We start from the raw sequence: 26,165 nt of genomic DNA, 5'->3' as shown, positions 1-26,165 counted from the left end.
CATGCCGACTTCGGACCTGACCGGGACCACCGCGCTCGTCACCGGCGCGGCGAAGGGATTCGGGCGCGCGGTGACCGCGGCCCTGGTGGCTGCTGGCGTGCGGGTGGTCGCGGTGGTTCGCGATCAGAGCTCGGCCGCCGGCCTGACTGAGGAGTTCGGCGGGTCCGTCGTCCCCGTGGTGGCCGATGCCGCTGACCCGGTTGCTGCCGGAAGCCTGCTCGAGAAGTACCGCCCGCGCACCGTGGTGCTCAACGCCGGGGTGACGCCGTTGGGCCGGCCGCTCCAGATGCACACCTGGGAGTCCTTCAGCCGTACCTGGGAGGTGGACGTCAAGCAGGCGTTCAGCTGGGCCCGCGAGGCGCTGCTGCTCCCTCTGGATCCGGGAACCACTGTGGTGTCGGTCTCCAGCGGCGCAGCGATCGGCGGGTCTCCGCTGTCCGGCGGTTACGCCGGTGCCAAGGCGACCGTGCGCTTCGTGTCCTCCTACGCGGCCGGCGAGGCCGCGAGCGCCGGGCTCGGCATCCGCTTCGTCGCGGTGCTGCCGATGATGTCGCCGCAGACGTCCGTCGGAGCCAACGGTGCCGCTGCGTACGCGGCGCGGCAGGGCGTGCCGGTGGAGGACTTCATCGCGGGCATGGGACCGACGCTGACGCCGGAGCAGGTGGGCAAGGCGGTGCTGGACATCGCCTCGGACACCTCCTTCGACCAGCTCGCCTACCTGCTGAAGCCGAACGGGCCGGCGGCGCTGTGAGTCTCGTGCCCGAAGACGATGGTGTGGGCGAACCTGCGCGCCGCGGCTGATCACGTCGCGCAGGTCGGAGGCACCCTGATCCCGCTCCAGGCCGCTGGTCGAGGGGCGGGATTCTCGCGTTCAGCGCGGCGCAGCAGCTCGTTCGCCGATCGGCTTATTCGAGTTCCAGCTGCCAGAGCAGCTCGTCCGGGGTGAGGCTCCGGACCGATGCCAGATCGTCTCTGAGGCGGCCGGACGGCGCCACTGCGGGGGTTTCGGCGGCGGGCTCGGGTGCGGAGTCCTCGGCGGGGGTCACAGGGGCTGTATCAGCCCTCTGGTAAGGGCGGCCATGCATGGCCAGGCCGGTGATGGACAATGCCTTCGCGAGGTATTTCGCCACCCACACCACCGGCTTCGCCGCCGCCTTCGCTATGCCGATCAGAGTCATGGCGCCGCCTCCGCTGTCACAGGGCTCTGATGTGTGCCGGACCAGCATTTCCGGCTGCGGGGCGGCTCGGCTTCTCCGACGCTGCCGCCCGCGCCCGCCAGGACTCCGGGACCGCGGCACCGGGCAATGTGGAAGACGTGTTCTCCTCGGCGCCTGGCTAGCTTGACCTCATTGGTTGTGTTTTCACCAGCCACATCTAGGGGAGGGCCGGCCGGTGTTCAGTCGTGTCGCCATCGTCAACCGTGGTGAGGCCGCGATGCGGTTCATCCACGCGGTCCGGGAGCTGTCCGCACAGGGCGGCGCGCCGATCGAAACGGTCGCCTTGCACACGGACGTGGACCGGGATGCGACGTTCGTCCGTGAGGCCGACATCGCCTACGATCTCGGTCCCGCCGCCGCGCGTCCGTACTTGGATCTGAAGGTGCTCGAGCGGGCTCTGGTGGAGTCCGGTGCGGACGCGGCGTGGGTCGGGTGGGGTTTCGTCGCCGAGGATCCGGCGTTCGCAGAGCTTTGCGATCGGATCGGCGTGACGTTCATCGGTCCCGATGCCGAGGCGATGCGCAAGCTCGGCGACAAGATCGGCGCCAAGTTGATCGCCGAGGAGGTCGGCGTTCCCGTCGCCCCGTGGAGCCGCGGTCCGGTGGAGACGCTTGCGGCGGCGATCGAGGCCGCCAGGCAGATCGGCTACCCGCTGATGCTCAAGGCCACCGCCGGCGGCGGCGGACGCGGTATCCGGGCCATCTCCGACGTGAACGAGCTTATCGAGGCCTTCGAGCGGACCAGCGCCGAGGCGGCGCGGGCGTTCGGGTCGGGGGTCGTGTTCCTGGAGCGCCTGGTCACCGGCGCTCGGCACGTCGAGGTGCAGGTCATCGCCGACGGTCAGGGCACGGCGTGGGCGCTCGGCGTCCGCGACTGCTCGATCCAGCGCCGCAACCAGAAGGTGATCGAGGAGTCATCCTCACCGGTGCTCCGCCCCAAGCAGGTCGCGAAGTTGAAGTCTTCTGCCGAACGCCTTGCGGTGCGGGTCGGGTATCGAGGCGCGGCGACGGTGGAGTTCCTCTACCACCCCGGTGACAAGCAGTTCGCGTTTCTGGAGGTCAACACTCGGCTTCAGGTCGAGCACCCGATCACGGAGTTGACCACCGGCTTCGACCTGGTGAAGGCGCAGCTGCATGTGGCCTCCGGTGGAAAGCTGGAGGGTCGTCCGCCGGTCGAGCGCGGGCATGCGATCGAGGCCCGGCTCAACGCTGAGGACCCGGATCGCGACTTCGCGCCCTCGCCGGGGCGCATTGCACGGCTGGATCTGCCTGCCGGTCCCGGTATTCGCGTCGACACTGGCGTGTCGGAGGGTGACACCATCCCCGCCGACTTCGACTCGATGATCGCCAAGGTGATCGCCTACGGCCGGGATCGTGACGAGGCCCTGGGCCGGTTGCGGCGCGCGATGGCGGAAACCTCGGTGGTGATCGAAGGCGGAACCACCAACAAGAGCTTCGTGCTGGATCTGCTGGATCAGCCCGAAGTGATCGACGCCTCCGCCGACACCGGCTGGATCGACCGGGTCCGCGCCGAAGGCCGCCTGGTCTCCCACCGCAACGCCGCAGTCGCCTTGGCAGCCGCAGCTATCGACGCCTACGAGGATGAGGAGCGGGTTGAGCGGGCTCGCCTGCTGTCTACCGCATCCGGCGGACGCCCCCAAGTCCAGCACGAATCGGGCCGACCGCTGGACCTGAAACTGCGCGGCGTCGGCTATCGCGTCCGCGTCGCCCGCGTCGGGGCGCACCGGTTCCGTGTGGGGATAGAGGTCGGCGACGGCGCCCAGTCGCAGACCGCTGATGTAGTGCTAGACCGTTTCGACCGCCACACCGGCCAGATCGCGGTCAATGGCGCGCACTTCCGGCTGCTGACTGCCACCCACGGTTCGGTGCACCTGGTCGAGGTGGACGGCGTTACCCACCGCGTGTCCCGCGATGAAGGCGGCGTGGTCCGTTCCCCGGCTCCGGCATTGGTGATCGCCACCCCGCTGGAGGTCGGCGCGGAAGTCGAAGCCGGCGCGCCGGTGGTGGTGCTGGAAAGCATGAAGATGGAAACGGTGCTGCGCGCACCGTTCAAAGCCCGCCTGAAAGAACTCGCCGTCACCGTCGGCAGCCAGGTCGAAACCGGCGCACCGCTCCTGCGTCTGGAACAGATCGTCGAGGAGGACCCGGACGAAGCCGCCGCCTCCGCACAGCTGACCGAGGCCGTCGAACTGGACCTGCCCGCCGCTCCGGTCCCCGACGCCGCCCTCGCCGAGGGCGTGGGCCGCGACCAGGAGGCGATGGAGCGGGGCATCGAAGACCTGCGCGGTCTGCTGCTCGGTTTCGACGTGGACCCGCACGATGAGGACCGTGTGCTCCGGGACTATCTCGCGGCACGCATGGGAGCCGCCGTCGAGGGACCGGTGTCGCCGCTGGCCGAACTCACCCTGCTCGAGGTCTTCGCCGGCCTCGCCGAGCTGGGCGCCGATCGCTCGGTCCGCGGCGAGTACCACGCCGCGGGCAGCGAGCTGCACAGCGCCCACGAGCACTTCCACACCTACCTGCGGAGCCTGGACGCCGACCGCGCCGGTCTGCCGGACACCTTCCGGAGCACCCTGGCCACCGTCCTCGCGCGGTACGGCGTCGTCGATCTGGAGCGCACGCCGGAGCTGGAAGCGGCGGTGTTCCGGGTCTTCCTGGCTCTGCGGCGATCGGCGCACCACACGGCGGTCGTCTCGGCGCTGCTGCGGGAATGGCTGAGCGATCCGCTGCCGCCGGAGGCCGAGCGCGAGCCGGTCGGACCGGTGTTGGAGCGCCTGATCGCCGCCACCCAGAACCGTTTCCCCCGGGTCGCGGACCTGGCGCGCGGTGTGGTCTACGCGTGGTTCGGCCAGCCGCTGCTGCGCCGCAACCGGGCCCGCGTCTACGCCGGCGTTCGCAAGAACCTGCGATACCTGGACGAGAACCCGCGCGCTCAGGACCGCTCCGAGGTGATCGGCGAGATGGTTCGCAGCACCGAGCCGCTGGTCCGGCTGCTCGGGCAGCGCCTGGTGCACCCGGAGCTGGACAACACCGCCATGCTGGAGGTGCTGACGCGCCGGTACTACGGCAACAAGGGCCTGACCGGCGTGCAGGACGTGACGGCCTTCGGGTGCACCTTCGTCGTCGCCGAGCGCGCTGGCGCGCGTCTGGCCGCGGCGGCGGTACCGATCGAGCGCCTGGGCGCCGCCTTGGACGGGCTCGCCGAGCTGGTCCCCGTCGACGGAGCCGACCTGGACGCCGACATCTACCTGCTGTGGGAACAGCAGCCGGACACCGACGAGGCCGCGGCCGCCCTGCAGGAGATCATCAGCGCGCATCCGCTGCCGGACCAGGTGCGCCGGGTGACCACGACCGTCGCCGGGCGCCGCAACGAGCCGATGCACCACCACTTCACGTTCCGCCGCGACGCCTCGGTGCTCACCGAGGACCGGCTGATCCGCGGTCTGCACCCGCACATCGCGCAGCGGATGCAGTTGGAGCGGCTGAACAAGTTCGACCTGACGCGCCTGCCGTCGGCGGACGAAGAGGTGTACCTGTATCAGTGCGTGGCGCGGGAGAACCCGGCCGACGACCGGCTGGTCGCCTTCGCGCAGATCCGTGACCTGACCGAGCTGCGCGAGCCCGACGGTCGGCTGGCGGCGCTGCCGACTGCCGAGTACACGATCGCCGCGTGCCTGGACTCGATCCGGCGCGCGCGGTCGCGGATGTCCTCCGGCACGCGGTTCACCACCAACCGGGTCGTGGTCTACGTCTGGCCGCCGGTCACGGTCCCGTACGAGGAGCTGCTGGGCATCGCGAACCGGGTGCTGGCGACGTCGGTGAACGTCGGGCTCGAGGAGCTCACGGTCATCGCCCGGTATCGGGACGAGCGGACCGGCGAGCTGGTGAAGGCGGCCGCGTCGGTCACGTTCGGCGGCGCCGGCGGCGCGGAGATCACAGTCGGCGAGCCGACGACCGATCCGGTGGAGCCGCTGGACGACTACCGGCTGAAGGTGCTGCGGGCAGCCGGTCGCGGGTCGGTGTATCCCTACGAGTTGGTGCGGTCGCTGGGGGACTTCGTCGAATACGACCTAGACGACGACGGCTTCCTGGTCCCGGTGGACCGTCCCCGGGGGCGGAACACCGCGGCGATGGTGGCCGGTGTGGTGAGTACGGCGACCCGCCGCCATCCGCAGGGGGTGACGCGGGTATTGCTGTTGGGCGACCCGACGAAGTCTTTGGGCGCGCTGTCTGAGCCTGAGTGCCGCCGGGTGATCGCCGCGCTGGATCTCGCTGAGCAGATGAAGGTTCCTGTCGAGTGGTACGCCTTGTCCTCCGGCGCTCGCATCTCCATGCACTCCGGTACCGAGAATATGGACTGGGTCGCGGCCGCGCTGAAGCGGATTGTGGAGTTCACGCAGGACGGCGGCGAGATCAACGTCGTGGTGAACGGGATCAACGTGGGTGCGCAGCCGTATTGGAACGCTGAAGCCACGATGCTGATGCACACACGCGGCGTTCTGGTCATGACTCCGGACTCTGCGATGGTGCTCACCGGCAAGCAGGCGCTGGACTTCTCCGGCGGCGTCTCGGCCGAGGACAACTTCGGCATCGGCGGCTACGACCGGGTCATGGGACCCAACGGCCAAGCCCAATACTGGGCACCGAACCTGGCCGCCGCCCGGGACGTCCTCGCGGCTCACTACGACCACACCTACATCGCCCCCGGCGAATCGGCACCGCGGCGTGTCGGCACCGACGACCCCATCGACCGCGACGTCTCCGAGTTCCCGCACGCTCATCCGGACTCGGACTTCACGACCGTCGGCGAGATCTTCAGCGCTGCCGCCAACCCCGACCGCAAGAAGGCCTTTGATATCAGAGCTGTGATGCGGGCGCTGTCGGACCAGGACCACCCGGTGCTGGAGCGCTGGGCCGGCATGGCTGACGCGCAGACGGCGGTGGTGCAGGACGTGCATCTCGGCGGCCTGCCGGTCTGCCTGGTCGGCATCGAGTCCCGGCAGGTGCCGCGCAAGGGCTTCCCGCCCACCGACGGTCCGGACACGTACACCGCCGGCACGTTGTTCCCGCAGTCGTCGAAGAAGGTGGCGCGCGCGATCAACGGCGCTTCGGGAAACCGTCCGCTGGTGGTGCTGGCGAACCTCTCCGGCTTCGACGGCTCGCCGGAATCCATGCGCACGCTGCAACTCGAATACGGCGCGGAGATCGGACGCGCCATCGTCAACTTCGAGGGCCCGATCGTCTTCTGCGTGATCTCCCGCTACCACGGCGGCGCGTTCGTCGTCTTCTCCAAGGCACTGAACCCGAACATGACAGTGCTGGCTCTGGAAGGCTCCTACGCCTCAGTCCTCGGCGGCGCTCCGGCAGCCGCAGTGGTCTTCTCCGGCGAGGTCAACGCCCGCACCGCAGACGACCCCCGCATCCGCGACCTGGAAGCCCGCGTCACAGCAGCCTCCGGCACCCACCGCGCGGAGCTCACCGCCGAACTGGACGAGCTGCGTCCCACCATCCGCGCCGAGAAGCTGGGCGACGTGGCAGCCGAGTTCGACGGCGTGCACAGCATCCAGCGCGCCGTGAAGGTCGGCTCCGTCGACGAGGTGATCAAGGCCGCCGAGCTCCGCCCGAAGGTGATCGCCGCGATCGAGCGGACGCTGGGATCAGAAGCCTGATATCGAGATCGCGGAGGTTTCAGCCGCGGTCACCGAGCAGCGAGACCGCCTCGTGCAGCAAGGCGATCTCGCGGGCGCTCACGTTGGGGTCGGCCCGGCGGAACCGCACCGCTTCGTCCAATGCCTCGGACGGCAGTGCGCCGACGTTGGTCAGGAACGCGGTGAGGAAAGCCCTTGCCAGGGCTGCCTCGTCCAGAGTGGGGTCGACGGCGACCTGCGCCACGATCAGGGCGGACACCGCGACGTCGACCTCGGGCCGGCCCTGACTGGCGTTGCGCCAGTCGATCACGACCGGTCCTCGTGCCTCAAGCATGACGTTCGCCGGGTGCAGATCCAGGTGGATCGGGTGGTCCCCGGGCTGGTCCGGCGTCTGTGGCGGCAGCGCGTGGAGGCGGGCGAGCAGATCTGCCAGCAGCTCCGCCGCTGCCGCCGGGGTGATCTCCCCGGTGCCCAACGCCTGCAGCATGGTTGGTCCGGTGAGCCGTTCCAGGACCAGATCGCCGCCGCCGGCGCTGTGGACCTGCGGCACGGGGTATCCCAAGCTGCCTACGTGGGCCATCGCAGAGGCCTCGGCCGCCACGTCGCCGCCGTCTCGATACCGGCGCAGGACACGCTGCGCGTCGAGGGCGAAGACGTCGGCGTCCCGGCCACTCGCCAACAGAACGAGCTCGGTCATACCGCGACTCTACTGGCGTGATCGACCCGCGTTTCCGGCAGGCCGCTCGGGCGCTCGCGCGCGGATACCGCGGCTGCCATCCGGCAACCGCGGTACCGCCGATCCGCTCTGGGGGCACTCGCCTCGCGGGCTTGCCTGACGGGCCTCACCTCACGGGCTCACCTCACAGGCTCGCCTCAGAGCTTCACCTCGCGGGCCCACTTCGCGGGCGTCACCTCGCGGCGAGCTCACTTCGCAGCGTCCCCTAGCGGGCTTCACCTCGCGGCGAGCTCACTTCGCAGCGTCGCCTCGCGGGCTCACCGCAGGGCTTCACTTCGCGGCGCCGCCTCACGGGCTCACTTCGCGGCGGCCTCGCCTCCCGCCCTCACCTCACGGCGCCGGGAACTCGCGCGCGACGAACTTGTCGAACAGCGAGTCGGGCAGCATCCGGCGCATCCCCAGTGCGGCGCGCGCCAGCGGTCCGACGGGGTAGCGGGCCTTGGGGTTGCGGGCCAGGACCGCGCGTTGGATGGCCTCGGCCACCTTCTCCGGGGTCACGGCGAGCTTGCCGGCTCGGGTCTTGCCTTCGTGGATGTCGATGGCCCAGGCGGCGAGGCGGTCGTAGAAGGGCTGGTAGGGGGTTCCGGAGCCGCCGGCGAATTGCATGACCGCGGTCTCGTAGAAGCGGGTGCGGACTGTGGCGGGCTCGATCAGCGCGACCTGGATGCCGAATTGGGCGACCTCCAGGCGCAGGGCGTCGGAGTAGGCCTCGGTGGCGTACTTCGTGGCCTGATACAGGGCGCCTCCGGGCGGGGAGAGGCGGCCGAGGATCGAGGAGACGTTCACCACGCGGCCGGCGCCTTGCTGGCGCATGCCGGGCAGGACGAGCTGGGTCAGGCGCAGGGCGCCGAACAGGTTGGTCTCGAAGGAGCCGCGGACGGTGTCCAGGGGGACGTCCTCGACCGCGCCGTGGATGCCGGAGCCGGCGTTGTTGACCAGGGTGCCGACGGCGCCGTGGGCGTCGACGACCTGCTTGACGGCTGCGGCGGCCGACTCCTCGTCGGTCACGTCCAGCTGCAGGGTGCGGATACCGCGGGCTTCCAGCTCGGCCAGGGCGCCGGTGTCCCGGGCCGTGGCCCAGACCGGCAGTCCGGCCTGGTGCAGCTGGAGGGCCGCTGCGCGGCCGATCCCGCTGGAGCAGCCGGTGATCAGGACGGCGCGGGAGATCGCCATCGCCGGGTCTCCTTCCTCGACGGCAGGCGGTGCCGCGAGTGCGGCGGCCTTTGTCGGCCAGTGTGGCCACGCCGGGCAGGGGCGGACATCTCTGTGGTTGCGCAGCGGAAATCGCTGCGCAGAGCACGAAACGAGAAGTCGCGAGATGCCGGGAGTGCGACGCTACGAAAGGATGAGGTCGCAGAACCCTGCCACCGCATCGCCAGAACGACGACGACAAAAGTCACCGACGGCTCCGGAGGGCGATGGCATGACAGCTCACCAGGGGTCTGCGACCTGCCAGCACGCCGAGGCCTCCCGCTGCCCGGTCCCGGGCAGTTCCACCGCGGCCACCGGGACACCGGTGAAGTCGGCGGTGTCGATGACGACCATCTCGTGCCGCTCCAGGATCGTGTCCTGCACCGAGACCAGGACCCAGCCGTGTCCCTCAGGCGCGGTCGGAGAGTACGGCACGAACACCGGGGCGCCGAACAGCCGGCCCGGTTCGGCCGCGTGCTGCTGGGTCGTGCCGGTCATGAGGTCGTGGCGCAGCAGTCCGATGCCCGGAGGCCGTCCCGCGTCGTCCATGCGGTCCGCGTCCACGCGCCGCGTCAGGGCGTACCGGTGATCGGAGCCCCGATACCGCTCGTCGACGCTCGCCAGGTCCTGCACCCGGCGGCTCAGGCATTCCCCGCGCACGGCGTCGCTGCCGGCGCCGGGCTCGACCCGCCAGCGCCACAGCCCCGGCGCCGAGGCGGAAACGGCGCTCACCGTCTCGACGGCCACCCCGCCGCCCGGCAGATCGAAGGCGTTGACCGGACGGCCCGCGAGCCCGGATTCCGCGACGGTGCCGGACGTGCCGACCCAGACGACGTCGCCCGCGCCGCCCTCGCGCGGCATGATGCCCACGCCTGCCGGTCCGGAGAACACCGCGTGCCGGTCGGTCAGGGCGAACGTGTATAGCGCCGGATCGTGCGGCGTCGGGATCGGCTCGTACTTGCGCACGCTGCCCTGGACGTCGACCACGGCGTACTCCAGCGTCCTCGCCCCCGCGACCGCGGCGAACAGCTCGCCGGTCAGCGGGTCGTGGACTGCCTGGGAGGTGAACCCCGCCGGCAGCGTGCCGTCGAAATCCCACCGCGCCTTGGTGCGCAGATCCGGAGCCAGCTCGTAGGGCAGGGCGCCGTCGCCGAGCGCGAGCGTGCGGCGGTTGTGCCGGATGACGGCCGCGGCGGTGGTGTCCGACCCGCACCGGCGCGGGCCGGGGCTGGGGAGCTCGCCGGTCCGCCGGCAGACCTCGTCGGTGCGGATCCGGCGCGCCCGGAACCATTCGGCGTGGCCGTGCCGCAGCCGGAGCGCCGACACATAGGGCTGGCCGTCCTCCGGACCGATCCGGAACACAGTGCCGTCGAGCTCCGAGGGCACGGCTCCCTTGACAGGCAAGGCCGAGCAGTCGATGTCGGAACGGTCGACGTCGGAGGAAGTGCGCAGGTCCGCGAGTGCCATCGAAGCTCACCGTCCATGCATATCAGTGTTACATAACAGTGTTCTTCAACTATCGGCGCAGTGCCCTGCCATGTCAAGCGCAACCTGGAGGGTTGCGCGACGGCACCGTCAAAGAAGCAGGTGGCGCACCGCGCGGCCAATACTCGGTGTCATCATCGTCGTGGACCCAGAGAGGCGGAATCAGCCGTGGTCAGCAGCGTGTACGCGGACTTGATCAGTGAGGGGGAGGAGCTGGAGGCGCTCGTCCCGCTCGACGAACGCTGGTACTCCCAGACCCCCGCCCCCGGATGGACCGTGGGTCGCCAGATCGACCACATGGCGGAGGTCGCTGCGATGGCGCGGTCCGCCGCGATGCCGCGCCCTATAGCCGGCGCGAACGGCTCCCCGCGGCGTCCGCTGGAATTGGTCGACGGTCCCGAGCAGACGGTGCGCCGCTGGCGGACCGAGCGGGAAGCCGCGGCGCGCGCCTTGAGCGAAGCCGACCAGGACCGCGATCTGCCCTGGATGCGCGGCACGGGACGGCCCTCGCTGATCGGCGCCGCCTTGGCGATGGAGATGTTCGGCCACGGACAGGACATCGTCGACACCGTGGGGGAGAAGCGCACACACACCGACCGCATCGGGCACGTCGTCTGGTTCGGCGCGCGCACCCGCGACTTCGGCTACCGGGCCCACGGTTTCGAGGCGCCCGACAAGCCGTTCCGCTTCGAGATCACCGCGCCGTCCGGCAACCTGTGGGCGTTCGGGCCCGAAGACGCCGAGCAGCGGGTGATCGCGCCAGCGGTGGACTTCTGCCTGCTGGTCACCTGCCGCCGGCACCGCGACGACGTGGACGTCAAAGCGATCGGCCGCGAGGCGGAACGCTGGCTGGGCATCGCGCAGTGCTATCCGGGACCGGCCGGCGCGGGCCGCAGCGCCGGCCAATTCGGAGGGCGCTGAGCGGTTGACTCAGCACCCTGTGGTGCGGTGCCGGCGGTCATGGGGTGATCGCCGGCACTCGCACGTCTGCCTATATTCAGTGTGCCCCCTATATCAGGGCACGCCGACGCTAGGCCGCGGGCTCCTTGGCCGCGGCTTCCGCGCCGGACATCGCGATGGACTGCCGCGCGCGCTCCAGCCCGTCGCCGGAGCCCACCAGCAAGGTGCACACCTGGGCGTCGAAGCACGCGTCGGCGTCGTAGGGCTCGAACAGGTACCCGCCGATCTCCAGCGTGACGATGCCGTGGATCGACATCCACAACTCGTGCGCGACCAGCGTCGCGTCCCCGCTGCGGAACCGGCCGGCCACCACGCATCGCTCGATCGCGGCGACCAGGAGATCGAGGGTGTACAGCCCGTGCGCGCGATCCTCGTCGGTCAGGGAGAACCCGGCCAGGGCCGACCCGCCGAACATCACGGCGTACAGATGTCTGTGCCGCAGCGCGTTCTCGCGATAGACACGTCCGAGGCGCACCACGTCGGCGACCGGGTCCTGCGAGTCGCCGGTGGCGGTCAGGGCGCGGTTCAGGCGGGCGAAGCCCTCGTGCACCATCGCGCGTACCAAGTCGTCCATGCCGCCGAAATAGGTGTAGACAGCAGTAGTGGAAACTCCGACCTCTCGGGCCAGCTGCCGGGTGGACAGTCCGTCGGGCCCGGATTCGGCGAGGATCGTCGCCGCCGCTTCGATGAGTGCGCGGCGGATATCGGGTTGTGCGGGGCGAGGACTCACACCGTCCATGATTCCGCGTTTTGCGGCCAGATGGGGATCCGGAAGCCGGTCATCGCTGATACGGGCAACGATGGAGAAACCGGCGACCCGGCATGAGCTGGCCGGGGGAAGTCAGCAAGCTCAAAGAAACGCAGAGTCGGGCCGCTCAGAGATGCTGGTATCCGGTACGAACCGATCCGCTCCCGTGCATACTGTTTGCCTGAAATGCCAGACATCTCAGAACCCTGAAAGGCTTCCACGACCGTCAGCCGCACGAGCGCGCCGCCACCCCCAGGGCGGCGGGCAAGCTGTCACCCCCCAGGACGGCGAGCGCGGCGGGCCCTCGGGACCCTGGGCGCGGTCGGAGCGGGGGCACGCGTGGACGACGGCTGGACCCGAGGAGCCCCGGACGGGACCTCCAGCCGGCCACCGCGCAGCCCGCGTCGGGCCGCGCGCTTCCTTCCCCCAGCGGCGCGCGGCCCGGCGCCACATCCGAACCGCAGAAGAAGGCACACGATGACGCTTCCCCTGGACCTGCTGGACATGCCGTTCGCGCGCCTCGGCGACCGCCTCGGCAACCCGCTCAGGCTGCTGATGGTGCACGCGCATCCGGACGACGAGACCACCACCACCGGCGCCACCGCCGCGCTGTACGCCGCCGAGACCATCGACGTGTACCTGGTGACCTGCACCCGGGGCGAGCGCGGCGAGATCCTGGACCCGGAGGCCCAGCGCGTGGTGGACGACGCCGCCGACGGGGAGCAGGCGCTGGGCGAACTACGGGTGCGAGAACTGGCCGGCGCCGTCACCATGCTCGGGATCAAGGGGTCGCGCTTCCTCGGCGGAGCGGGCCGCTGGTGGGATTCGGGGATGGCCGGCGAGGAGTCCAACACCGACCCGCGCTCGCTCGTGGCCGGGGACTTCCAGGAGCAGGTCGACGCGTTGGCCGCGGCGATCCGCGAGATACGGCCTCAGGTTCTGGTCACCTATGACTCGCGCGGCGGCTACGGGCACCCCGACCACATCCGCGCGCACCAGCTGAGCCTGGCCGCCGTCGACCGCGCGGCCGAGACCGGCGGCGAGAGCGAGAGCGGCGGCGAGGGCGGCGGCGAGGGCGCGGAGGCCTGGAGCGTCGCGAAGGTCTACGCGGCCGTCGTCCCGTTCAGCATTCTGCGTTCGGTCGCGCGCCGCCTGGGCTCCAACGGCGACAGCCCCTTCGCCCCGCTCGCCGAGGCCTTGGCCAACGGCGTGCCGGAGGACCTCATCGAGATCCCGTACGGCGTCCCCGACCACCTGGTGACCGCCCAGATCGACGCCCGGGACTGGCTGGACGCCAAGACCGCCGCCATGCGCTCGCACCGTTCCCAGATGGCCGCCGACAGCTGGTTCTTCAAGCTCGCGGCGAGCTCCGACGGCGGATTCGGCATCGAGCACTTCCAGCTGCTGCGCGGCACGGCCGGGCCGTTGGACGACGGTTTCGAGGCCGACCTGTTCGCCGGCGTGCGGGCGGTCGACGACTCCGATTGCGAACCCGACTTCGGATGGCTGCCCGAAGAGGAGCCGGCCGGCGGCGAGCTGTTCTGAGCACGCGCCGCTCTGAGCACGTACCGCGCTCAGCACACCCGCGGATTCTGGTGCACCGCCGCCCCCAGCGGCGGTGTATCACCGTTACGTAACAGTGTTCTTCTTCCCATAACAGCGCTCGTGATGGAGCATGTCAAGGGTGAGTCCTCGCCGGGCGCAGTCCGATCTGCGCGAAGCCCTGTTGGAAGCCGCCGCACGAATTCTCGCGCAGGACGGCTCTGTCGGGCTGAGCACCCGCCGCCTGGCCAAGGAGGTGGGCAGCTCGACGATGGCCGTGTACACGCACTTCGGGAGCATGGACGACCTGGTGCGAGCCGTCGTGCACGAGGGGTTCGCCCGGCTGAACACGTCCATGATCGCGATCGGCGATTCCGCGGATCCGGTGGCCGACGTCGTGGCGCACGGCCGGGTCTACCGCTGGAACGCGCATCAGAACGCTGACCTGTACCAGGTCATGCTCGGCTCGCTGAACATCGCGGGGTTCTCCCTGACCGACGCCGACCGGCTGCACGGCCGCTACGTGCTGGACATCCTGGTCGCCTCGGTGCGGCGGTGCATGGCCGCCGGGCGGTTCCAGGAAGGCGATCCGGAGCTGGTGGCGCACCTGTTCTGGACCGCGCTGCACGGCATCGTGACCCTGGAGCTAGGCGGGTACCTGTTCGCGCCCTACGACGCCGACGCGTGCTTCGAGGCTCAGGTGCACAGCATGATCGTCGGCATCGGCGACGACAGCGAGGACGCGTGGGCCTCCATGCGCCGCTCGGTCGAGATCGTCGACGCCGCCGGCTTGGAGGCCGGCGAGCAGCCCGCGCCCGCCGCCGCCGGGTAGCTCCGGCCTCTCTGGCCCCTCCGGCCTCTCCGGCATCTCTGGGCTTCTGGCATCTGTGGACCAAAAGGGTGCAATCTCCCGCGTGTCGCGCTGATGGTGCGAAACGGATGAATCGCTCCAGGCAACGCTAAAGAAGCGGCCCCACCGCACGTCCCGTCATGTTTGTCAGGTATCGGAATCCGAGACCTGGAGGGTGCATCCGTGCTGCGTGGAAGATTGAGAACGCTGATCCCGGCGCTCACCGCCATCATCGCTCTCCTCACCGTCTACGTGGCGGTGGGGAACCCGGCCGAGGCGGGTGAGGCTTCGCAGACAGCTGCGAAGTATTCGTTCAAACAGATGCCGATCGCCATGCCGCCGGGCTATGACGATCAGAAGATGAACACGATCCGCCAAGTGAACCCCGCCTACTACAAAGTCCGTTCCTGGATGTCGGCGGTCGGCGCGAGCGTGGCCATCAACGACGTGACCGGCCACGGCCGCTCCGACGGGATGTGCCTGGTCGACACTCGGACCAACGACGTCGTCGTCACCTACACCCCGACCGCCCCGGCCGCGGACCAGTTCACGCCGTTCGTGCTGAACGCGGCGCCGCTGCCGATCGACGACACCATGGCGCCGACCGGCTGCGTGCTCGGCGACTTCACCGGTGACGGCCGCATGGGCATGCTGGTCTACTACTGGGGACGCACCCCGATCCTGTTCCTGCCCAAGGCCGGAGCCACTGCCGTCTCGGCGGAGGCCTACCAGCCGCAGGAGCTGGTCAGCGGCGTCGACACTGACGGCAAGTACACCGGCCCGCAGTGGAACACCGACGCCATCGCGGTCGCGGACCTGGCCGGCACCGGCCACCCGGACATCGTCATCGGGAACTACTTCCCGGACAGCGGCATCCTGGACGTCCACGGCCAGAACAACGTGGTCATGCCGAACTCGCTGTCCAGCGCCAACAACGGCGGCGGCCTGCACTTCCTGCGCTGGGTGAGCGCCACCGGCGGGGACGCCCCCTCGGCGAAGTACGTCGAGGACAAGGACGCCATCCCCTTCCACGACAGCACCGGCTGGACGCTGGCCCTGGGAACCGCCGACCTGACCGGCTCGGGCAAGCCCGACCTGTACGACGGCAACGACTTCGGCCACGGCCACCTGCTCTACAACGTCTCCACGCCGACCCAGCTGAAGTTCACCGAGGCCTACGGCGACCGCACGGCGACCACCCCGAAGTCCTTCGTGATGGGCAACGGCTCGTTCAAGGGCATGGGCGTGGACTTCGCCGACATGAGCGACAAGGGCCACTTCGACTTCATGGTCAGCGACATCACGCAGCCCTGGGGTCTGGAGGAGAGCAACTTCGTCTTCAAGAACGACACCAAGTCCAACGCTGAGATGACCTCCAAGCTGGCCTCCGGGGTGGCGCCGTTCACCCAGAGCGCGGCCGGGGACGGCCTGGCCTGGAGCGGCTGGGCCTGGGACGTGAAGATGGGCGACTTCCTCAACGACGGCAGCCAGGACGTGGTGCAGGCCCTGGGCTTCATCAACGGCAGCATCAACCGCTGGCCGTGGATGCAGGAGATGGCCACGATGAACGACGACCTGCTGGCCAACCCGGCGATGTGGCCGAACTTCCAGCCCGGGGACGACGTGTCCGGCCACCAGCCGTTCGCGTTCTTCGCCAAGAACTCCTCGGGCAAGTACGTCAACATCAGCAAGCAGCTGGGCTTCACCAACGACACCCCGAGCCGCGGCATGGCGCTGGCGGACACCACCGGCAGCGGCCACCTGGACTTCGCGGTGGCGCGGCAGTGGGGCGCTCCGGAGTTCTACGCCAACACCGCGGACGTCGGCGACCAGATGACCCTGAACCTGTACCGCCCGTCCAGCGACGGCCAGGCGAGCAGCGGTCTTGAGGGTATCGGCAGCCCGGCCTACGGGACCACGGTCACCGTCCACACGCCCGGCGAGCCGCAGATGGCCCAGGTGGACGGCGGCAGCGGCCACGACGGCTACCGCTCCTTCCAGGTCCGCTTCGGCCTCGGCATGAACATGGGCCCGCAGACCGTCACCGTCCAGTGGCACGACACCTCCGGTGCCCTGCACTCGCAGGACATCAAGCTGACCACCGGAACCCACAACCTGATGCTGACCGACCACATCCAGGAGGTCCCGCAGTCATGACCGCGACCGTCTCCGACCAACGAGCGCCCGGTGCGCCCGGGCCGCAAGCTCCGGGCCAGGCGAACGCCGCGCCGGCGGCCAAGCCGAAGGACGTCCACTACATAGCACTGCGCAACTTCGCGCTCTCGATCAGCATCTTCAACATCTTCGGCTACACCCTGCTCGGCTTCGAGCAGGCCTGGATCTTCCCGATCACCGCGATCCTGGTGGCCTACACCACCGAGCTGACCCTGTCCACGATCCAGGGCTGGGCCCAGCGCCAGACGCCCCGGTACCGGGGGCGGGGGATGCGCGGGGTGTACGAGTTCCTGTTGCCGGCACACATCACCGCGCTCGCCGTCAACATGCTGATCTACACCAACGACAACATCGGCCCGGTCATCTTCGGGGTGATGGTCGGCGTCAGCGGCAAGTACATCCTGCAGGCGCCGATCGCCGGCCGGACGCGCCACTACATGAACCCGTCGAACTTCGGCATCGCGGTGACCCTGATCGTGTTCAGCCGGTGGGTCGCGGTGGCGCAGCCGTACGAGTTCACGGAGAACGCGAACACGTACTTCCGCATCATGATCGCCCTGATCATCGCCATCTCCGGCACGGTGCTGAACACCGCGCTGACCAAGCGCACGGCGCTGATCGTGGGCTGGCTCGGCGGGTTCGCCATCCAGGCGTTCGTCCGCCACTGGATCTGGAACGTGTCGCTGTTCTCGGCGCTGGGCGTGATGACCGGCGTGCCGTTCGTCCTGTTCAGCAACTACATGATCTCCGACCCGGGCACCACGCCGTCCAAGGGCCGGGCGCAGTTCATGTTCGGCGGCTCGGTCGCCACGGTCTACGGGATCCTGATGGTGATGAACGTCGTCTACACGCTGTTCTTCGCCACGGCGATCGTGTGTGCGGCACGCGGTCTGGGGTGGTGGGGCGTGCACTTCTACCAGAAGCGCAAGGCCCAGACCGCCGCGACGCAGGCCAAGGCGGTGGCTGTCGCCGCTGCCAGCCTGCCCTCGGCTGCCTGACCCGCGGCGCGAAACAAGCGCCCGGCTGGTCTTCGGACCAGCCGGGCGCTTATCTGTGTTCTGTTGTTCGTTCCGTTGTTCGTTCTGGTATTCGTCGTCTGTGGAACGCGGCGGAGCCGAATCAGTGCCCGCGGAGCTGCCTCACGTCGTCAACGGCACGCCCAGCGCCGCGGCGATCCGCTGCCGCCACACCTCGAACGCCGGCTCCCCGGCCGCGGTGCGCTCGCCGGCGTCGGGGAACGCTCCGAGGCACACGCGCGCCGCCTCATCGGGCGCCACACCGGCCAGCACGTCGGTCGCCAGTGCCGTATGCGGGGTCTGATTCCCGGCCTGCACGCGGGCTGTGGCGGCGAACGCACTGGCTTGTGCGATCTGCGGCGCGTACCGGTGGGCCCGCTGCTTGAACACCCGCAGCTCGGCCTCGTCCAGCCCGCCGGCGTACGTGACGGCCAGGGCGGAGCCGGCGTACAGGTCGGCACGCCGCGCTTCGGGGAAGGAGTCGACGGCGTCGGCGAGCCGGTCCGGGTCGGCGCCGTGCACGAACCACATCGCCCGGCCGATGCCCTGGTCGATGACCCGGTTGGCATAAGCCGCGGGACCGGCCTGCGGCCAGGGGAAATCGGTCGGGGCGAACTGCCGGTTCACGTACTTCTCGGTGTGGAAGTACGCCTGGTGGAAGCCGTAGCCGTCCAGGACGAGCCAGCGCAGCACCGGATCGGTCAGGTTGTCGGTCATCCGCCCCCACAGGGCACGCGGAAGCCGACCCAGCGCCCACCCGACGCCCACGTAGATCATGTACACGTGGTCCGCGCCCCGGCCGTCGATGAGGTCGGCGGTCATATGTCGGCGCCGCGGCGCGATGGCGTCCCGAACAGCGAACCCCATCCCGGCGCCCTCATAAGCGAAGCCGCGGTACGCCCGCGGCAACGTCTGCAACCCGCTCTCGGCCTCCCAAGCGTGCCCGGCCTCCGCCGCGAGCGCGTATCCGGCCAGGAACATCGCGCCGGCACTCTCCAGCTGTTCCTTGGCCTCCGGACTCTTCTCATGGAAGCCGCGTCGCGCCAGCTTCGTCTGCGAGGTGCTGGGTGTCAGAACGCGTCGCCGCGCCGCCGCCCACATGCCGGCCACAGGATGCCCCTCTCGGCGAGGTGATATCGGGTTTGTCCCGCTTTCCGTAGCATGATCGCCGCTCCCGCCCCACCGGCACTTCTCGCAGCTTGCCGAGGCTGGACAGGCTCGGACAGGCTTGGACAGGCTGGACAGGGGCAGACACGTCAATCAGGACTCTGTCGGCGCGGAGGGGACCTTCGCCGACAGAGCCCTGATCCCTCGGATCGCCCGGCACGGCTACCAAGTTGTGTCGATGCTAAGCCGGCGCCGTGGGGTGCGGCTTCTTCGAAACATGCGTTGCGGCACGCGGGCCAGACTTGGCCGAAAACCCCCTGACAAACCCGCAGCCGCGCGGCGGCTCCGAGCACAAAGAAGTGCCGACTGCGCCAGTCACGATCGCCACTGGTATCGCGTCCGGCACTCGGCTACCGGTGGTGCGGAAGTGCCTGACCGACCTCAGGGGGATATTTCCGTCACTGTTCACCCACTGCTTCTCCGGACCTGCGGATATCGGCGCGCCGGCGTCACCCGGTCGGCGCAACGCGGTGAGTCTGTGTGCCGGGCCGGGTCTTTATTGCAGAGGCCTCGTGCGGTCATCCCGGATCGGGCGTTCGGCCTCGCCCGCCCAACTGTAAGGAGAATTTCGATGACGACTCGTGATCTCACGGGAACCACGGCCATCGTCACTGGTGCCAGCCGGGGCTTCGGCCGCAGTATCGCCGCCTCGCTCGCGCAGGCCGGCGCGAAGGTCGTCGCGGTGGCCCGGGACGGCGCCGCGCTGGAGCAGCTGCGGGAGCAGGCCGGCGACGCGGTGACCCCGGTGGTCGGCGACGCCGCCGACCCGGTCCTGGCCGGCCGGTTGCTGGCCACCTACAGCCCGGACACCCTGGTGCTCAACGCCGGCGCGCTGCCCTTGCCGCGTCCGCTGCAGATGCACACCTGGGAGACCTTCAACCTGAACTGGGACATGGACGTCCGGCAGGCGTTCAACTGGTCCCGCGAGGCGCTGCTGAAGCCGCTGGCGCCCGGCAGCACCGTGATCTCCTTCTCCAGCGCGGCGGCGATCGGCGGCTCGCCGATGAGCGGCGGCTACGCCGGAGCCAAGGCCACCGTGAAGTTCATCAGCGCCTACGCGGCCGGCGAGGCGCAGGCCGGGTCGCTGGGCATCCGCTTCGTCAGCGTGCTGCCGGGCCTGAGCGCGGCCACCCAGCTCGGCGCGGCCGGCGCCCAGGCCTACGCCGACCGGATGGGCATCCCGGTGTCCGCGTTCCTGGAGCGTATGGGCCCGGAGCTGACCACCGAGCACGTCGGCAAGGCGATCGTCGACCTGGCCGCCGACGAGTCCCTCGACCAGCCCGCCTACATGGTCGGCCCGAACGGGCTCAACCCCCTGGGCTGACCGCGCCCTCCTCAGACGGCGCAGTCGTGGGCGGGCCCCACCCACGACTGTGCCTTTCGGCGTTCCCGGTATTTCCCGGTAGCGGCAGCGGCTGCTCGCTACCGCGTCACGCGGGCACGTACGACAGCGCGACCGCGCCGTTGCCCCGCCGGCTGACGGAGTCCAGCCGCAGATTCACGCGCTTGCCCGGGCGGAACAGCGGGGTCCCGCTGCCGAACACGACCGGGTTCACCGTGAAGTCCAGCCGGTCGACCAGCCCGGCCTCCAGCAGTGCCTGCGACAGCCGGCCGTAGCCGTAGACCATCAGGTCCCCGTCGCCCTGCTCCTTCAGCTCCCGCACGGCGGCCACGGCGTCGCCGGAGACGATCGTCGTGTTGGCCCAGTCCGCCGACGTCAGCGTGGATGAGTAGACATACTTGGGCATTTCGTGAAGACGCTCGAGGTACGGACCCTCGGGAGTGCCCCACATCTGCACGAACAACTCGTAGGTGTTCTTGCCCATCAAGAACGCGTCGCTCTTCTTCAACGCGCCGAGCCACTGCTCGACGGCCTCCTCATCCGAGTACTCTCCGGCCCACAACTGGGGATCGCCGTGGATGCCGTCGGCGGTCACCAGGCTGCTCACGATCAACGTACGCACGTCGCGCCTCCTCTTACTCGCGGCTTGGGCCCGTTTCGGACCCGCCGTCGTATATGGAGACCCGGCCGGAGGCCGAAACTAACCGCGCTCGGCCGCAGGAGTCGCAATCTGGGGCAAAAGCGAAACCATGTGCGAACGCTCGCAGAAGTGAATTAAACATTATACGGCGCGATAATGTACGCCATTGAGGACTGCCACTTTAGTTCAGCGGACCCTGGGGGCACTTGTCCCGCTCTTCCGATACTGACATGACAACACCCCCATCGGCGAGGGTACAAACAGCGGATTGACAATGATGCCGGTGGTGATACAGAGCCACCAAGAGTGTGCGTTTCGTCAGGTGGGCAAGCGCGGAGAAGTCGTATGTTCGTCAGGCCGCTGATACTCAGAAAAAGCCTTGGCGGAGTCTTGCTCAAGAATGCCTGGAAGGGCCGGATCATGCGCGATGTCCGCGACCTTCCAGTACGCCGTCGACGGCCGTTCGGACTCCGCTGGCGTCGCCGGGGTGGATGCCTCTCCCCGGGGAGGCCGACGAAGGAGGGGAACACATGAGTTCACAGGCCAAGGCGCCGGCGCGCTCGCCGACCCGGGGCAGCCGGACCATCCGGGAGCCGTCGCAGATCGCGGCGGCTTCGATCCTTTCGTGCGCGGGCGGTCGGCCGCGACGGGCCCGCGGTGGCGCCCTGATACCAGTTCTCGCCTGGCACGGAGCACAGGAGACTTGAGACGGTGGACCTGAGACAGCTAGCGATCGAACAAGCCATAGCCACGATGTGGAACCGGTATCCCGAACCCTTGTCGCTGGACGAGATCGCCGACTCGGCGATCATGAGCAAGTTCCACTTCTCGCGGGTGTTCCGGACCATGACCGGGACCTCGCCGGGGCGGTTCCTGTCGGCCATCAGGGTGTTCAAGGCCAAGCACCTGCTGCTCCAGACGCGGATGAGCGTGACCGAGATCGCCTACCAGGTCGGCTACAACAGCCTGGGGACGTTCACCAGCCGGTTCAGCGGCAGCGTCGGCGCCTCGCCGGGGCGCTACCGGGCCAAGTCGCAGGCCGGCGGGCACCAGGTGTTCGACATGGTGCCGGTCCTGCCCCAGGGCTGGACCGGGGAGGTGACCGGAGCCGCGGTGGTCCCGGAGAACGAGTGCGACACGCGGACCTACGTCGGGCTGTTCCCCAGCCCGGCGATCGAGGGGACGCCGGTCGCCTGCGACATCGTCGACGGCTCGGGGACGTACACGGTGCGCGGTGTGCCCGCCGGCAGCTGGTACGTGCGCGCCGCGACGGTCCGCACGGGGCGGGTGGACCCGCGGCCGTGGGCCCGGCAGCCGCGCTTCCTCGGCCCGGGGGAGAAGGTGACGGTGGGCCCGGACGAGGGCACGGTCAAGCTCGACATCCTCCTGCGCGCCGCCACGATCCTGGACCTCCCGATCCTGATGGCGCTGCCCGAACTGGACAACGCCGGGACGTCGCCGGCCGGCGCGCTGGTGGCCGTCGGCGGCCAGGCGGACGCCGTGTCCTGAAGAACGGCCGCCCCACGCGGCCGCGACGCAGAAGAGCCGTCCGCCGACGCTGAGACCGGTTCCCTTCCCCCGACTCGTTCGGGTCCGGCGCTCTGATCGGCCTTTGTCCGGCGAGGGTTCGGAGCACTGGCTCCGGGCCTTCGCCGAAGCCTGTCATCAGGGGTCTGGCATGCCGCGCCCACTGACCGCGGTCTGCGCGGTCGAGGGCACCGCACCGCGCCCGGCAACCGACCCGCCGCCCGGCACCGCGGCGGCCGCCGCGCCGTACCGTGCGATCAGCAGCCCGGCCGGCATCCCGATAAGCCGCACGATCCGCCGCCCGTGGTGCGGCGTCAGCCACGCGGATGTGGTCGCCATGTGAGCCGGTGCCTCCTGCGCGGTCGATGAGCGGTCGATGAGCGGTCGATGGGGCGGTCGATGGAGCGGACGAAGAAGTGCGTCCGAAGCAAGAGACATCCTGCGCGCGGGGCGTTCCGGTGTCTTCTCCGAGCGTGCCCAGTGCCGGGCAACGCCGGAGAAGGCTTCGCGGGGCGGCTTGGACACGCTGAAGGGACCAGGGTCTGTCAGATCCGTTCCTGTCGCTTCCCGCACAGTGAGGTTGAGGTATCCGTGAGCGAAGACCGTTATGACGTGGCCATCCTCGGATCGGGGATCGGCGGTTCGATGCTGGCATGCATCCTGGCGAAACACGGTGTCAGGACATTGCTACTGGAGGGGGCGACGCACCCCCGGTTCACCATCGGCGAGTCGCTCATCCCGGAGACCGGGATCCGGCTGCGGATCATCGGCGAGAAGTACGGCGTGCCCGAGATCGGCTGGATCGGCGCGTTCCACCAGCTGCGCGACCGGGTGAGCAGCAACTGCGGCGTGAAGCGCTCCTTCAGCTTCATGTACCACAGCGAGGGCGAGGAGCACCGGGCCGGCGAGGTGAACCAGCTGCCGACCCTGACCCCGCCGATCGGCCCGGACTCGCACCTGTTCCGCCAGGACGTGGACGCCTACCTGGCGGCGCTGTCGATCCAATACGGCGCGCACTTCCGCCAGGGCACCCGCATCGAGGACATCAAGTTCGGCGAGGACGAGGTCGAGCTGCACGCCGCCGGCGGCGTCAGCTTCAAGGCCAAGTACCTCATCGACGCCGCCGGGATGCGCTCCATGGTCTCCGACCAGCTGGGGCTGCGCGACGAGACGCCGCGCTTCAAGACCGACACCCGGACGCTCTACACGCACATGATGAACGTCCCCAGCGCCGACCTGCTGCTGCCGGACCCGCAGCGCCGCGGCGTGCCCTCGCCGCTGGGCCAGTCGACCATGCACCACATCTTCGACGGCGGCTGGATCTGGGTCATCCCGTTCAACAACCACCGGCAGGCGACCAACCCGCTGACCAGCGTGGGCATGATGCTCGACCGGCGTAAGCACCCTGACGCCCAGGGGGCGCCGGAGGAGGAGTTCCGCGACATCATCTCCCGGTACCCGACGATCCGGCGGCACTTCGACAGCGCCGTGGCCGCCCGGCCCTGGATCGGCTCGGGACGCCTGCAGTACTCCTCGCCGCACATCCTCGGCCCGCGGGTGCTCCAGCTGCCGCACGCCGCGGCGTTCGTCGACCCGCTGTTCTCCTCGGGCATGTCGGTGCTGACCGTGGCCGTGGACCTGATCGCCGAGCAGCTGCTGGCGGCGGTGCGCGAGGACGACTTCGCCACCGAGCGGTTCCAGTTCGTCGAGGACGTGGTGAACACCGGGTTCGACCACTACGACATGATCGTCTCAGGAGCCTTCGACTCCTTCGCCAGCTACGACACCTGGAACGCCTGGAACCGCAACTGGGCGCTGGGCAACATGCTCGGCGCGTTCGGTCCGCTGTCGCTGCTGATCCGCTATCTGCAATCCGGCGATCCCTCGCACCTGGCGAAGACCACCGAGCCGGGGCGGATCGGCGTGCTGGGCAGCCACCTGCCCAACGTCGTGGAGACGATGCGCGGCTCGCAGGACGAGATCGAGGCCGCCACCCGCGGCGAGATCACCCATGAAGAGGCCGGCCGCCGTATCTTCCAGCGGCTGGGAAACCTGGACTTCGTGCCCAAGTACATGGGCTTCGGCGACCCGGCGCAGGGTGCCACGGCGACGTTCACGCTGCTGTCCGGCGTGCGCCACGTCAACTGGTACCGCCGGCACGGCAGCGAGGCGTGGAAGGAGAACTGCACGTTCCCCTTGCGCACCTACGCCCGTGAGGCCCTCAAGTGGGCTCTGGAGAGCCGGCGCGACGGTCTGCGCCGCGGCCGCAGCGGCATCCGCGACATCCTGTTCGCGGACAACCAGGACTGGCGCTACATGCCGGCGGCGATGAGCGCCCACGGCACCTTCTGGCCTCCGATCCCGCCGGCGGCGGAACCGGAGAGCCAGGCGGTCCAGGAGATCACCGCATAGCGGCGAGCCTGACCCTGCGTTCCTCTTCCGCCGGAGTGCCGCCGATCCTGCCCTGAGCAAGGCGCAGGATCGGCGGCGCCATGAGCGAGGTGGTCACCGCCACCAGCACCACGATGGTGTAGGAGTCGGTGTTCAGCACCCCGATCCGCAGCCCCACCGAGGCCACGATGAGCTGGATGACGCCGCGGGCGTTCATCCCGGCGCCCAGGGCGAGGGACTCCCAGCGGTCCAGCTTCGCGGTCATGCCGCCGAGGTAGGCGCCGGCGAACTTGCCGACGGCCGCGATGGCGACCGCCACGAGCGCCGCGCCCAGGATCACCGGGTCCCGCAGGACCCCGAGGTCCACGCGCAGCGCGGCGGTGGCGAAGAACAGCGGCGCCAGGACCGAGGCCACCACCGTCCGCAGCGGCGCCAGCCAGCGCAGGTCGGCCTCGGCCGCGGTCCCGACGACCAGTCCGCCGACGAACGCCCCGAACGAGGCCTCCAGCCCGGCCGCCTGCGTCGCGGCGGCGCAGCCCAGGAACACCGCCACCACGGTCGCGACGACCGGTCCCGGCGTCGAGCCGCGACCGGCGCGCCGCAGCACCCGCGGTGCGAGCGTGCGGGCGATCAGCACCGCGCCGAGCACGATCACCACGAGCCAGAGCATCGCCTGCCACGGGAAGCGGTGCGCGCCGCCGGTCGCCGCCAGCGCCGAGACCACCGACAGCAGCAGCCAGCCGGCGACGTCGTCGGCGACCCCGGCGGCGACGGTGAGCTGGCCGAAGTCGCGGTGCAGCAGACCCATGTCGTCCAGAGTCTTGGCGATCACCGGCAGGGCGCTGACACACATCGCCACGCCCGCGAACAGCGCGAAGGACGTGCGGTCGCCGCCATGGCCCAGCAGCGAGGACGGCGCCAGCCGCCCGGCCGCCAGTCCCATCACCAGCGGCAGCACCAGGCCGAACCCGGCCACCCACAACGCGACCCGGCCGCGCCGGCGCACCAGTTTCAGGTCGATGTCCACGCCGGTCAGACCGACCAGCAGCAGCACGCCGAACTGCGCGACTCCGTCGAGCAGGTGCACCTGCTCGGCCTGCGGCGGGAACAGCCAGTGGTAGAAGCGCGGGACGGTGTGGCCCAGCAGCGAGGGCCCGAGGATCAGCCCGGCGCACAGCTCGCCGCACACCGCCGGCAATCCGAAGCGCGCGGCCAGCCGGCCCAGCAGCATGGCCAGAACCAGCAGCGCGCCGGCCGTGATGACGAGCACGAGCAGGCTGTGGCCGCCCAATGGGGCGGCGGGGATCGAAGTGGACGGCATGGAGCCTCCCGGGAGTCGGCGAACCTGACGGACGAGTCATCGTCTGCACGCGCCGAAGGGCTGTTCCTTCTCCCAAAGTGCCGCGATCATGCCCCGCCCCCGCAGGCCTGCGCCCTTGGGCACGGCTGGAGAAGCAGCCGCCGGTCACAGGGCCGAATACTTCCGAATCATCGACACATTCACGCCCAT

19 protein-coding genes are annotated in these 26,165 nt (G+C 69.8%); 10 read left to right on the top strand and 9 right to left on the bottom strand.

Features of this window, described 5'->3' with window-relative positions; genetic code table 11:
- Window position 1 precedes the first annotated feature (1 nt).
- Entirely contained in the window at window positions 2–751 is a 750-nt protein-coding gene (locus CACI_RS31555) for an SDR family oxidoreductase (RefSeq protein WP_015794953.1), read from the top strand.
- Window positions 752–905: 154 nt separating this feature from the next.
- Here CACI_RS31555 and CACI_RS31550 read toward each other — a convergent pair whose 3' ends face one another.
- Complete coding sequence (locus CACI_RS31550; RefSeq protein WP_015794952.1) at window positions 906–1,178, bottom strand: hypothetical protein; 273 nt, start codon at window positions 1,176–1,178, stop codon at window positions 906–908.
- A gap of 214 nt (window positions 1,179–1,392) precedes the next feature.
- On the opposite strand from CACI_RS31550, the gene CACI_RS31545 reads away from it, so the two are divergent.
- Window positions 1,393–6,906, top strand: a complete 5,514-nt coding sequence (locus CACI_RS31545) for an ATP-binding protein (RefSeq protein ID WP_015794951.1) — start codon at window positions 1,393–1,395, stop codon at window positions 6,904–6,906.
- A 19-nt stretch (window positions 6,907–6,925) separates the two neighbouring features.
- Here the strand turns inward: CACI_RS31545 and CACI_RS31540 are convergent, their stop codons facing one another.
- The 3 genes from CACI_RS31540 to CACI_RS31530 all read right to left on the bottom strand — a co-directional run bounded on the left by CACI_RS31540 (window position 6,926) and on the right by CACI_RS31530 (window position 10,279).
- Window positions 6,926–7,582 (bottom strand): phosphotransferase, encoded by a 657-nt coding sequence (locus tag CACI_RS31540; protein WP_015794950.1) that lies wholly within the window; start codon window positions 7,580–7,582, stop codon window positions 6,926–6,928.
- 369 nt (window positions 7,583–7,951) lie between these two features.
- Window positions 7,952–8,794 carry an SDR family NAD(P)-dependent oxidoreductase gene (locus CACI_RS31535; RefSeq protein ID WP_015794949.1) on the bottom strand — a complete coding sequence of 281 codons (843 nt, stop codon included), beginning with the start codon at window positions 8,792–8,794 and terminating at the stop codon, window positions 7,952–7,954.
- Window positions 8,795–9,052: 258 nt separating this feature from the next.
- Window positions 9,053–10,279: a carotenoid oxygenase family protein gene (locus CACI_RS31530; RefSeq protein WP_015794948.1), complete on the bottom strand. Its 1,227-nt coding sequence runs from the start codon at window positions 10,277–10,279 to the stop codon at window positions 9,053–9,055.
- 186 nt (window positions 10,280–10,465) lie between these two features.
- Between CACI_RS31530 and CACI_RS31525 the strand changes: the two genes are divergently transcribed.
- Window positions 10,466–11,218, top strand: coding sequence for a maleylpyruvate isomerase family mycothiol-dependent enzyme (locus tag CACI_RS31525; RefSeq protein ID WP_015794947.1), 753 nt, complete (start codon window positions 10,466–10,468; stop codon window positions 11,216–11,218).
- Between the two features lie 109 nt (window positions 11,219–11,327).
- Here the strand turns inward: CACI_RS31525 and CACI_RS31520 are convergent, their stop codons facing one another.
- Window positions 11,328–11,987 carry a TetR/AcrR family transcriptional regulator gene (locus CACI_RS31520; RefSeq protein WP_041542789.1) on the bottom strand — a complete coding sequence of 220 codons (660 nt, stop codon included), beginning with the start codon at window positions 11,985–11,987 and terminating at the stop codon, window positions 11,328–11,330.
- A gap of 495 nt (window positions 11,988–12,482) precedes the next feature.
- On the opposite strand from CACI_RS31520, the gene mshB reads away from it, so the two are divergent.
- The 4 genes from mshB (at window position 12,483) to CACI_RS31500 (ending at window position 17,570) form a co-directional block, all read left to right on the top strand.
- Window positions 12,483–13,550: an N-acetyl-1-D-myo-inositol-2-amino-2-deoxy-alpha-D-glucopyranoside deacetylase gene (gene mshB, locus CACI_RS31515; RefSeq protein ID WP_015794945.1), complete on the top strand. Its 1,068-nt coding sequence runs from the start codon at window positions 12,483–12,485 to the stop codon at window positions 13,548–13,550.
- Between the two features lie 139 nt (window positions 13,551–13,689).
- Window positions 13,690–14,379 (top strand): TetR/AcrR family transcriptional regulator, encoded by a 690-nt coding sequence (locus CACI_RS31510; RefSeq protein ID WP_015794944.1) that lies wholly within the window; start codon window positions 13,690–13,692, stop codon window positions 14,377–14,379.
- Between the two features lie 216 nt (window positions 14,380–14,595).
- Window positions 14,596–16,554 carry an ASPIC/UnbV domain-containing protein gene (locus CACI_RS31505; protein WP_223297296.1) on the top strand — a complete coding sequence of 653 codons (1,959 nt, stop codon included), beginning with the start codon at window positions 14,596–14,598 and terminating at the stop codon, window positions 16,552–16,554.
- On the top strand, window positions 16,551–17,570 hold the full coding sequence (locus tag CACI_RS31500; RefSeq protein WP_015794942.1) for a hypothetical protein: 1,020 nt from the start codon (window positions 16,551–16,553) through the stop codon (window positions 17,568–17,570). Before CACI_RS31505 ends, CACI_RS31500 begins: the two co-directional genes overlap by 4 nt.
- A gap of 141 nt (window positions 17,571–17,711) precedes the next feature.
- Here CACI_RS31500 and CACI_RS31495 read toward each other — a convergent pair whose 3' ends face one another.
- Window positions 17,712–18,698, bottom strand: coding sequence for a DUF1702 family protein (locus CACI_RS31495; protein ID WP_015794941.1), 987 nt, complete (start codon window positions 18,696–18,698; stop codon window positions 17,712–17,714).
- Between the two features lie 628 nt (window positions 18,699–19,326).
- Between CACI_RS31495 and CACI_RS31490 the strand changes: the two genes are divergently transcribed.
- Window positions 19,327–20,079 (top strand): SDR family NAD(P)-dependent oxidoreductase, encoded by a 753-nt coding sequence (locus tag CACI_RS31490; protein WP_015794940.1) that lies wholly within the window; start codon window positions 19,327–19,329, stop codon window positions 20,077–20,079.
- A 106-nt stretch (window positions 20,080–20,185) separates the two neighbouring features.
- Here CACI_RS31490 and CACI_RS31485 read toward each other — a convergent pair whose 3' ends face one another.
- The gene (locus tag CACI_RS31485) at window positions 20,186–20,719 is read right to left on the bottom strand and encodes a dihydrofolate reductase family protein (RefSeq protein WP_015794939.1); all 534 of its coding nucleotides are present in this window, start codon (window positions 20,717–20,719) and stop codon (window positions 20,186–20,188) included.
- 729 nt (window positions 20,720–21,448) lie between these two features.
- On the opposite strand from CACI_RS31485, the gene CACI_RS31480 reads away from it, so the two are divergent.
- On the top strand, window positions 21,449–22,246 hold the full coding sequence (locus CACI_RS31480) for a helix-turn-helix domain-containing protein (RefSeq protein WP_015794938.1): 798 nt from the start codon (window positions 21,449–21,451) through the stop codon (window positions 22,244–22,246).
- Window positions 22,247–22,402: 156 nt separating this feature from the next.
- Here CACI_RS31480 and CACI_RS31475 read toward each other — a convergent pair whose 3' ends face one another.
- Window positions 22,403–22,603 (bottom strand): hypothetical protein, encoded by a 201-nt coding sequence (locus CACI_RS31475; RefSeq protein WP_015794937.1) that lies wholly within the window; start codon window positions 22,601–22,603, stop codon window positions 22,403–22,405.
- 252 nt (window positions 22,604–22,855) lie between these two features.
- On the opposite strand from CACI_RS31475, the gene CACI_RS31470 reads away from it, so the two are divergent.
- Entirely contained in the window at window positions 22,856–24,676 is a 1,821-nt protein-coding gene (locus CACI_RS31470) for an NAD(P)/FAD-dependent oxidoreductase (protein WP_015794936.1), read from the top strand.
- Here the strand turns inward: CACI_RS31470 and CACI_RS31465 are convergent.
- Window positions 24,666–25,976: a cation:proton antiporter gene (locus tag CACI_RS31465; RefSeq protein WP_015794935.1), complete on the bottom strand. Its 1,311-nt coding sequence runs from the start codon at window positions 25,974–25,976 to the stop codon at window positions 24,666–24,668. The two genes, CACI_RS31470 and CACI_RS31465, sit on opposite strands and share 11 nt — an antisense overlap.
- Between the last annotated feature and the right edge of the window lie 189 nt (window positions 25,977–26,165).

It is taken from the genome of Catenulispora acidiphila DSM 44928 (assembly GCF_000024025.1).
Taxonomy (GTDB): Bacteria; Actinomycetota; Actinomycetes; order Streptomycetales; family Catenulisporaceae; genus Catenulispora; species Catenulispora acidiphila.
The sequence above is the reverse complement of the archived record's forward strand: the minus strand, read 5'-3'. Positions and strand labels throughout refer to the sequence as shown.